The sequence below is a fragment of the Geodermatophilus sp. SYSU D00079 genome, assembly GCF_054050635.1.
This window is the reverse complement of sequence record NZ_JBJGZS010000038.1, coordinates 20,197-29,829: the sequence shown is the minus strand read 5'-3', so window position 1 is coordinate 29,829 and position 9,633 is coordinate 20,197. Positions and strand designations below refer to the sequence as shown.

General features: G+C 74.1%; 7 protein-coding genes. 5 read left to right on the top strand and 2 right to left on the bottom strand.

Annotated features, from left to right (window positions below; genetic code table 11):
- Positions 1-166: 166 nt before the first annotated feature.
- Positions 167-1,579 carry a DUF1116 domain-containing protein gene (locus ACI79E_RS21055; RefSeq protein ID WP_456934528.1) on the bottom strand — a complete coding sequence of 471 codons (1,413 nt, stop codon included), beginning with the start codon at positions 1,577-1,579 and terminating at the stop codon, positions 167-169.
- Positions 1,576-3,078 carry an FdrA family protein gene (locus tag ACI79E_RS21050; protein ID WP_456934527.1) on the bottom strand — a complete coding sequence of 501 codons (1,503 nt, stop codon included), beginning with the start codon at positions 3,076-3,078 and terminating at the stop codon, positions 1,576-1,578. The genes ACI79E_RS21055 and ACI79E_RS21050 overlap by 4 nt, the downstream gene beginning before the upstream one ends.
- A gap of 177 nt (positions 3,079-3,255) precedes the next feature.
- Between ACI79E_RS21050 and ACI79E_RS21045 the strand changes: the two genes are divergently transcribed.
- From ACI79E_RS21045 to ACI79E_RS21025, 5 genes are all read left to right on the top strand, one after another.
- Positions 3,256-4,734, top strand: coding sequence for a uracil-xanthine permease family protein (locus tag ACI79E_RS21045; RefSeq protein ID WP_456934526.1), 1,479 nt, complete (start codon positions 3,256-3,258; stop codon positions 4,732-4,734).
- A gap of 296 nt (positions 4,735-5,030) precedes the next feature.
- The gene (locus tag ACI79E_RS21040) at positions 5,031-5,909 is read left to right on the top strand and encodes an FAD binding domain-containing protein (protein WP_456934525.1); all 879 of its coding nucleotides are present in this window, start codon (positions 5,031-5,033) and stop codon (positions 5,907-5,909) included.
- Between the two features lie 76 nt (positions 5,910-5,985).
- Positions 5,986-6,537, top strand: coding sequence for a (2Fe-2S)-binding protein (locus tag ACI79E_RS21035; protein ID WP_456934524.1), 552 nt, complete (start codon positions 5,986-5,988; stop codon positions 6,535-6,537).
- Positions 6,534-8,954 (top strand): aerobic carbon-monoxide dehydrogenase large subunit, encoded by a 2,421-nt coding sequence (gene cutA, locus ACI79E_RS21030; RefSeq protein ID WP_456934523.1) that lies wholly within the window; start codon positions 6,534-6,536, stop codon positions 8,952-8,954. Before ACI79E_RS21035 ends, cutA begins: the two co-directional genes overlap by 4 nt.
- A complete protein-coding gene (locus tag ACI79E_RS21025) occupies positions 8,951-9,631 on the top strand; it encodes a CoxG family protein (RefSeq protein WP_456934522.1) in 681 nt (226 codons plus the stop codon). The genes cutA and ACI79E_RS21025 overlap by 4 nt, the downstream gene beginning before the upstream one ends.
- Positions 9,632-9,633: the final 2 nt, after the last annotated feature.

The window sequence follows — 9,633 nt, the reverse complement described above, 5'->3', positions numbered from 1 at the left end:
CCCCCCCCCCCCCCCCCCCCCCCCCCCCCCCCCCCCCCCCCCCCCCCCCCCCCCCCCCGCCCCCCACCCCCCCCCCCCCCCCCCCCCCCCCCCCCCCCCGCCCCCCGGGGGCCCCCCCCCCCCCCCCCCCCCCCCCCCCGCAGGGTGTCGGGGATCGGGTGCGGCCTCAGGCGGCCGCGCGGGTCTCCTCGGCCAGCGCCCGCAGCGCCTGTTCGAAGCACTGTTGCGGCGGCTGGACCAGCCCGGCGCCGACCTGACCGGTGCCGGCCACGCGGCCGGCCATACCGGTGTTGATCTGCGGCAACCAGCCCGAGCGCGCCACCTTGAGGACGTCGATGCCGGTCGGCGAGCCGCGGAAGCCGAGGATCGGCACCTGCATCGCGGGGTTCTCGGCCAGCGTCAGCTGGTACATCCGCTCGGTCGTGGCCAGCGCGTCGGGCACGGTGCCGCCGACGAACCGGACGATCGCGGGGGCGGCGGCCATCGTGAAGCCGCCGACGCCGTAGGTCTCCATGATCGCGGAGTCGCCGATGTCGGGGTTGGCGTCCTCGGGCCCGTAGTCGCCGAGGAACAGGCCCACCGGGGTGTTGGCGGGCCCGGTGAACCAGCGGTCGCCGGTGCCGGCGGTCTGGATGCCGAACTCCGTGCCGTTGCGGGCCATCACGGTGACCATCGACGAGCCGGGGATGTCGCGGGCGGCGTCCATGGCCAGCTTCGCCGTCGGCATGCCGAGGTTGAGGAAGAAGTGCTCGTTGCCACCGGCGAAGCGCAGGACCGCGGCGATGTCCGACGACGGCACACCCTCGACCGCGACGATCGCCGGGGACAGCTCACGCAGCGTCATCAGCGACCCGGCGCGGTTGCGGTTGTGCCCCTCGTCGCCCATCTGCAGCATCTGGGCGAGGATCGCCTTGACGTCCAGCGGCTCGGCCATCGATCGCACCGCCTTCTGCAGGACCGGCCCCAGCACGTCGCGCATCCAGCGCAGCCGGGTGATCACCTCGTCGTTGTAGGCGCCCATCCGCAGCACCTTGCCCAGGCCCTCGTTGAGGTTGGAGAAGGCCTGACCGCCGTGCACCGGGTCCTGCAGGCACCACATCCACATCGACGGGCTGGTCACCCCGGCCATCGGCCCGACGGCGCGGTGGTGGTGGCACGGGTCGAGGGTGATCTCCCCGGCGGCGAGGATGCGCTCGGCCTCCTCGACGGTGTCGGCCCAGCCCTCGAACAGGCAGGCGCCGATCAGCGCGCCGCGCAGCGGACCGCTGGCGTCGGCCCAGGCGATCGGGGGGCCGGCGTGCAGCAGCATCCGGTCGGGCAGGCCGAGCACCTCGTGGGCCGGGCGGACGTCGACCAGCTGCGAGCCGGCGGCCATCACCCGCTCCACGGCGGTCCGGTTGGCGGCGGCCCTGCGGGGGTCGAGGGCGAGCGCGGCGAGGTCGGTGGGGTCGCCGAAGCCCGGCGGACGCCAGTCGACGTCGTGCACCTCGGCGCCCTGGGCGCGCAGCGCGTCGGAGAAGACGTCGACGCCGGCCGCGACGATCGCCGGCGGGGCGGAGAGCAGGTCGGCGAGGCTCATCGGGCAGCTCCCAGCAGGTCGAGGGCGTACCGCGTGGCCGCGGCGTTGGAGGCGAAGACGGCGGCACCGGCGGCGGCGAGGGCGTCGGCCTGCCGCGACCAGCCCTGCGGGTCACCCTCGGTGCCGACCAGCGCGACCACGACCGGCAGCGGGGTGGTCGAGGCCTCGCGGGCGGCGGTGAGCGCCGGCACGAGGGAGGCGGCGGGGTCGGCGTCGGCGCCGTACCCGAGGACGACGTCCAGGAGGAGGACGGCGGGCTCCTCGGCGGCGGCGACCCCGGCGAGGGCCTCCAGCCGCAGGGTCGGGTCGATCATCGGGTGCGCGCGGCCGACGGTCAGCGCGTCGTCCCCGAAGTCGATGACGACGTGGCCGGGGGCGGACAGGTCCGTCCCCAGGTCCAGTTCGGGACGCAGCGGGGTGTTGGAGCGGATGTCGCCGAGCACGGGGGCGGCCAGGAGCATGGCCTCGTCGGCGAGGGTGCCGCCGGAGTAGAGGCCCTTGAGCACCGCGCCCGGGGCGGCGGTCGCGCCGTCGCCGGGCCGGGAGGGCCACTGCGGCACCGCGACGCCCATGTCGTCGAGCAGCGCCTCGACGGCGGCGGTGAGGTCGGGCGTCTCCGGCGAGAGGGCGGCGGAGCGGACCGGGACCGTCAGCTGCGCCGCCGCCTCCGACACCGCGGCGGCCACCGAGGGCGCCGGCGGCTTGGAGACCAGCAGCACCCGCTCGGTGGCCGGGTCGGCGTCCAGGGCGGCGAGCGCGTCGAGCGTGGCCAGGCCGCCGACGGCCTCGGACAGGTCGCGGCCCCCGACGCCGAGCACGTGGCTGACGCCGACGCCGGCCATGTCCAGCAGGCAGGAGACCTGCTGGGCGCCGGTGCCACTGGCCGCCACCAGGCCGACCGGCCCGGGGCGGACGACGTTGGCGAAGCCGAGGGCGACCCCGGAGACGATCGCCGTCCCGCAGTCGGGGCCCATCACCAGGACGCCGGCGTCGTGCGCGGCCCGCTTGAGCGCCACCTCGTGCTCGACGGGGACGCCGTCGGAGAAGACCAGCACGCTGCGGCCGGCGGCGATCGCGTCGGCGGCCTCGGCGACGGCGTACTGCCCGGGCACGCTCACGATGGCCAGCGCCGAGCCGTCGGTGGGCAGGGCGTCGAGGCCCGCGCCGATGGTGCGCGCCGGGATGGCGTCGGCGGTGGTGCTGGAGCGCTCGCGTGCGCTCAGCGCGGCGTCGACGGCCGCCACCGCGGCGCCGAGCGCGTCGTCGTCCACCGCCTGGATCGCGATGAGCAGCTGGTCGGGCGAGACGTCGCCCTCCGGCGCGAGGCCCATGTTCTGGGCCAGCTCGAGGTTCAGCGGGGTGGCCATCGCGACCAGGACGGCGGTGACGCCGTCGCGGGCGCCGATGTCCCGGCTGACCTGCATCAACTTGACCGAGTCGGCGTAGACGCCGCTGCGGAGGGAGACGTGCCGGACTCCGGCGTCGGATGGGGCGGTCACCCCGCGAACCGTACCCGCATGTTGCCTCAGCGTTAAGACATCTTCCGCAATAACGATTTAGCACTGAGGTACTTCCGCTTCCCGACCTGCGGTGACAGATTGGCGCCTCATCTGGTGCCGGGACACGCCATCATCCGGTTGCCGGCCTGGTCTGTGGTGCACGTCGAGGAGGCACTCATGGCGTTCGGTTGGAAGCTCTACGGGGACGGCAAGACCCCGCCACTGGGCGAGGCCGTCGCGCCCGACGAGCGCTTGTCGTGGCCGCGCACGATCGGCATCGGCGCCCAGCACGTGGTCGCGATGTTCGGGGCGACGTTCGTCTTCCCGATCGTCATGGGGCTCGACCCCAACCTGGCGATCTTCATGAGCGGTATCGCGACGATCATCTTCCTGCTCATGGTCAACGGGAAGGTGCCCAGCTACCTGGGCACCAGCGCCGCCTTCGTGGGCGGCGTGGTGGCCGTCCGGGCGCAGGGCGGTGACTCGGGTGACGTCGTCGGCGCGATCCTGGTCTCCGGCGTCGTCCTGGCGCTGGTCGGCCTGCTGATCCACGTCGCCGGCGTCCGCGTCCTGCACGCGATCCTGCCGCCGGCGGTCACCGGCGCGGTCGTCCTGCTGATCGGGTTCAACCTGGCCCCGGTCGTGGCCGGCATCTACTGGCCGCAGGACCAGTGGGTCGCCCTCGCCACGATGGCGTTCGTCATCATCGCCTCCCTGCTGCTGCGCGGGTTCTGGGCGCGCATCTCGATCCTGCTCGGCCTGGTCTTCGGGTACCTGCTGTCGCTGCTGCTCGACGCCGCGGCCGGGCCGATCACCTCCCCCGACGGCACGGGCACGGTCACCACCCGCGACCGGCTCAACTTCGACACGGTCGCCGACGCCGACTGGTTCGGCCTGCCCGACTTCATCGCCCCGAGCTTCTCGCTGAACTTCAGCCTGCTCGTGCTGCCGGCCGTCATCGCGCTCATCGCGGAGAACACCGGTCACGTCAAGGCGGTCGCCGAGATGACCAAGCGCGACCTCGACCCGTACATGGGCCGGGCCATCGCGGCCGACGGTGTCGCCACCGTCGTCGCCACCTCCGTCGGCGGCTCCCCCACGACGACCTACGCCGAGAACATCGGCGTCATGGCCGCCACCCGCGTGTACTCCACCGCCGCCTACTACGTGGCCGCGATCGTGGCGATCCTGCTGGGCCTGTGCCCGAAGTTCGGCGCCCTGATCAACATCATCCCGGGTGGCGTGCTCGGCGGCATCACCGTCGTCCTCTACGGGATGATCGGCCTGCTCGGCGCCAAGATCTGGAAGGAGAACCGGGTCGACTTCGCCAACCCGATCAACCTGGTGCCGCTCGCCGCGGGCATCATCATCGCGATCGGCGACGTCCAGCTGCGGTTCTCCGACAACTTCAGCCTCGGGGGGATCGCCCTGGGCTCGATCGTCGCGGTCCTCGGCTGGCACCTGGCCCGCGCGGTCGCGCCCGCCGAGATGAAGGCGGCCCTGCAGGACGAGGGCGGGTTCCCCGAGGGCACCGGCCCGGCGCTCGGCCACACCGGCCGACACGAGGTCAGCGCCGACCCGTCGTCGGTCGACGAGGTCGGCCGCCCGGGCATCACCGGTTCGCGCACCCCCGGCGACCACCGGCTCAACCAGTGACCGACGGCGCCGGGCCCTGACCCCAGGGCCCGGCGCCACGCTCGACGCAGGGGACCCGGCCGGCTCGTGGCCGGGTCCCCTCCGCACGTCCGGAGGGTGCCTCGCGCACCCCCGCGACGGGCAGGACAATTTAGCGCTGAGGTACTTCCGTCCCGGCGGGGCACGTGAAAGATTCGGATCTCGGGCCAGCACCGCTCCCGAGCGGCGCCTCCACCCCGGACCCGTACGACAGAGGAGGCACTCGTGGCGTTGCGCCAGACGTCGCACCGCGGTCGCGGCCAGGGAACCGGCGCCCGGTGAAGCCCGCCCCGTTCCGGTACGCCGACCCGCGCACGCTGGAGGAGGCCCTCGAGGTCCTCGCCACCGAGGAGGGCGCGAAGGTCCTCGCCGGCGGCCAGTCGCTCCTGCCGCTGCTGTCGATGCGGCTGGCGGCGCCGGCCACGCTGGTGGACATCAACCGGGTGCCCGGCCTCGACACCGTCGAGGTCACCGGGGACGGCGTCCGGGTGGGCGCCCTCGTCCGCCACGCCGCGCTCCTCACGCACGACGACGCGGCCGGGGTGCAGCCGCTGCTGGCCCGGGCGACGGCGAACGTGGCCCACCCCGCGATCCGCAACCGCGGGACGACGGTCGGCTCGATCGCGCACGCCGACCCCTCCGGCGAGATGACCTCCGTCCTCGCCCTCACCGAGGGCTCGGTCACCGTGGCGACGCCGGCCGGCGTGGAGACCGTCCCCTGGCGCGACCTGTTCGTCGGCCCCCTCGAGACCTCGCTGGCCGGGCCGGCGCTGGTCACCTCCGCCTTCTTCCCGGCCCTGTCCGAGCGCTCGGGCACCGCCTTCGCCGAGGTCGCCCGCCGCAAGGGCGACTACGCGGTCTGCGGCGCCGGCGTCGTCGTCACGCTCGACGGGTCCCGTCGCGTGTCGGCCGCCCGCGCCGCCTACATCTCCGTCGGGCTGGTGCCCGAGGTGCACGACCTGACCGACGCCGTCGCCGGCCAGCCGGTGGAGAAGGCCGACTGGGCGGCCGCCGGCGAGCTGGCCCGCACCCTGGTCGAGCCGGACGGCGACCTGCACGCCAGCGCCGACTACCGCCGCCTGCTGGTGGGCGTGCTGACCGGACGCACGCTGGCCGAGGCCGCCGCCGAAGCAGCCGTGAGAGTGACGGGCGAGTGAGCATCGCAGGGAGCGCCGGCGACCGAGGAGCGGAGCGAGTCCGGAACCGAGCCATGAGCACCGAGAGGACCGACGCATGACCGTCTCCGTCGACACCGAGCGGACCGTCACGATCACCGTCAACGGTGTCCCGCGGAGGGCCACCGTGCCGGTGCGCCGGCTGCTGTCCGACGCGCTGCGCCACGACCTCGGGCTCACCGGCACCCACGTGGGCTGCGAGCACGGCGTCTGCGGGGCCTGCACCGTGCTGGTGGACGGCGCCCCGACCCGCTCCTGCCTGGTGCTCGCCGTCCAGGTCGACGGCGCGTCGGTGGAGACCGTCGAGGGGCTGGCCCGCGACGACCACCAGGGCGGGCAGGTGCTGCACCCGGTGCAGGAGGCCTTCCGCGAGTGCCACGCGCTGCAGTGCGGCTTCTGCACCCCCGGCTTCCTCATGACCATCAAGGCGGGGCTGGAGAGCCGTGACGCGTCGGCCGAGCTCACCGAGGAGGAGGTCGACGAGATGGTCGGCGGCAACCTCTGCCGGTGCACCGGCTACGCCAACATCAAGAAGGCCGTCCGCCACGCCGCGGCCGCGATGACCGACGGCGGCCAAAGTGGCCACGAGGGCCGGGAGGTCGGGCGGTGACGACGAAGCTGTTCGGCGAGCCGGTCCGCCGGCGCGAGGACGCCCGCCTGATCACCGGGAGGGGCCGCTACCTCGACGACATCGGGCACGACGCACTGGCCGCGGCCTTCGTGCGCAGCCCGCACGCGCACGCCCGCGTCGTCGACATCGACGTCGACGCGGCGCTGGACGTCGAGGGCCTGGTCGCGGTCTACACCTACGAGGACCTCACCGGCCCGCTCGCCGAGCCGCTGCCGGTGCTCATCCCGCACCCGCAGCTGCACGCCCCGCGCACCGGGTTCCCGCTGGCCAACGGCGAGGTGAACCACGTCGGCGAGCCGGTGGTCATGGTGGTGGCCACCGACCGGTACGTGGCCGAGGACGCCGCCGAGCGGATCGTGGTCACCTACGAGGAACTGCCGGTCGTCGTCGGCGTGGACGCCGCCCGGGAGGCCCGGAACGCCGTCCACGAGGAGGTCCCGGACAACGTCGCCGCCCGGCACCACCAGGAGACCGGGGACGTCGAGCCGGCCCTGGCGACGGCGCCGCACACCCTGTCGTTCACGCAGTACATCGAGCGCAGCGCGTGCATGCCGATGGAGGGCAAGGGCGTGCACGCGCGCTGGGACCCCGCCGACCGGAGCCTGCGGGTCTACACCAGCACCCAGGCCTCGACCTCGGTCCGCGCGGCGATCGCGGCGAAGCTGGAGCTGTCGCTGGACCAGGTCGAGGTCATCGCGCCCGACGTCGGCGGCGGGTTCGGCGTGAAGATCGTGCACCCGTGGCCGGAGGAGCTGCTGGTGCCGATGGCGGCCATCGCGCTGGGCCAGGAGGTGAAGTGGGCCGAGGACCGCCGCGAGCACTTCATCTCCAGCGCGCACGAGCGCCAGCAGCGGCAGGAGATCACCGTCGGGTACGACGACGACGGCCGGATCACCGCCCTCGACGTCCACATCTGGCACGACAACGGCGCGTACACGCCCTACGGGATCATCGTGCCGATCGTGACGGCGACCCAGCTGGTCGGCCCGTACACGATCCCGGTGTACCGGGTGGTCGTGGAGAGCGTCTTCACCAACACCGTCATCGTGACGCCCTACCGCGGCGCCGGGCGGCCGCAGGGCTGCTACGCGATGGAGCGGACGATGGACCGCATCGCCGACGCGCTCGGCCTGGACCGGGCCGTCGTGCGGGAGCGGAACCTCATCCAGCCCGACCAGTTCCCCTACGACCACAGGCTGACGTTCCAGGACGGCCGGCCGGTCATCTACGACTCCGGCGACTACCCCGGCCTGCTGGACAAGCTGCGCACGCTCGTGGGCTGGTCGGAGGCGGAGTCCCTCCGGGCCGACGCCGAGGCACGCGGCCGGCTGCTGGGCGTCGGGATGGCGCTGTACGTCGAGGGCACCGGGCCCGGCCCGTACGAGGGCGGGCACGTGCAGGTGCTCGGCAGCGGCAAGGTGCTGGTCTCGACCGGGCTCACCTCGCAGGGGCAGGGCCACGAGACGGCGTTCGCGCAGATCGTCGCCTCCGAGCTCGGGGTGCCGATCGAGGACGTCGAGGTGACCACCGGCGACACCCGGCGGTTCGGCTACGCCGTCGGCACGTTCGCCTCCCGCGCGGCGGTCATGAGCGGCAACGCGATCGCCCTGGCCGCGCGCGGCGTGCGCGAGAAGGCCCTCCGGATCGCCGCCGACGTCCTGGAGGCCGACCCCGGTGACCTGGAGATCGAGGACGGCGTCGTGCAGGTGAAGGGCACGCCGGGTGCCTCGATCCCGCTGCGGACCGTCGCCGTCCTGTCCAACCCGCTGCGCTACGCCTTCGACGAGGCCGCCAAGCAGGCCACCCAGTTCGCCACGCACGACGACACCAAGCCCCCGGTGGCCGAGGGCGACGCCCCCGGCCTGGAGCACCGCGACTACTACTCACCGATCCGGTCGACGTTCGCCTCGGGTGCGCACGCGGCGATCGTGGAGATCGACCCGACGACGTGGGAGATCGACGTCGTGAAGTACGCGGTGGTCCACGACTGCGGCAACATCGTCAACCCCATGATCGTCGAGGGCCAGGTGCACGGCGGCGTCGCGCAGGGCATCGGCGGCGCGCTGTACGAGCGGATGGCCTACGACGACTCCGGGCAGCTGCAGAACGCCTCGTTCATGGACTTCCTCATGCCGTACGCGTCGGAGATCCCGGACGTGGTGATCGACCACCAGCAGACCCCCTCGCCGCTGAACCCGCTGGGCCTCAAGGGCGCCGGCGAGGCCGGCGTCATCCCGGGGACGGCGGCGATCGCCTCGGCCATCGAGGACGCCACCGGACGCCGGATCGCGGCGATGCCGATCTCCCCCACCCAGCTGTACGACCTGATGCGATCCCCCGACTCGGAACAGACCGCTGCGGCCGCGCGCCGGGCGAGGACAGGAGTGACTGCGTGAACCTCGACGGCTCTGCGGTGCTGCACGCCGACCCGGAGACGGTGTGGTCGGTCATCACCGACCCGGCGGTGCTGGCCCGCACGATCCCCGGGTGCGAGTCGCTGGAGCGGACCGGGGACGACGAGTACCGGATGAACGTCTCGGTGGGCGTCGGGGCGATCAAGGGCACCTACGCCGGCGAGGTGCGGCTGTCCGACCAGCAGCGGCCGACGTCCTACGTGATGCACGCGTCCGGCGCCGGGGCACCGGGCAACGCGCGCGCGACGGTGACGATCAACCTCGAGCCCGCCGACGCCGGGACGACGACGCTCACCTACTCGGCCGACGCCGTCATCGGCGGGCCGGTGGCGGGGGTGGGCCAGCGGATGATCAGCGGCGTCGCCAAGCGGATGGCCGGGCAGTTCTTCACGGCGATCGACGACGAGCTGACCGGGGCGGCCGCTCCGGCGCCGGCCGCGGCCGCGCCCGCCGTGGCCGCCGCACCCGGCGAGGCCGCCACCGCCCCGGCTGCCGCCACCGCCCCGGCCGCCGCTGCTCCGACGGTCTTCGCCGGCCGAGCGGCCGCGCCCGCCGCACCGTCGGACGTCCGCACGCTGGTCACCGGCGCGGCCGGTGGCGCCGGGCTGACGCTGCTCGGCGTCCTCGTCGGCTGGCTCCTGGGCCGCCGCCGGGGCTGACC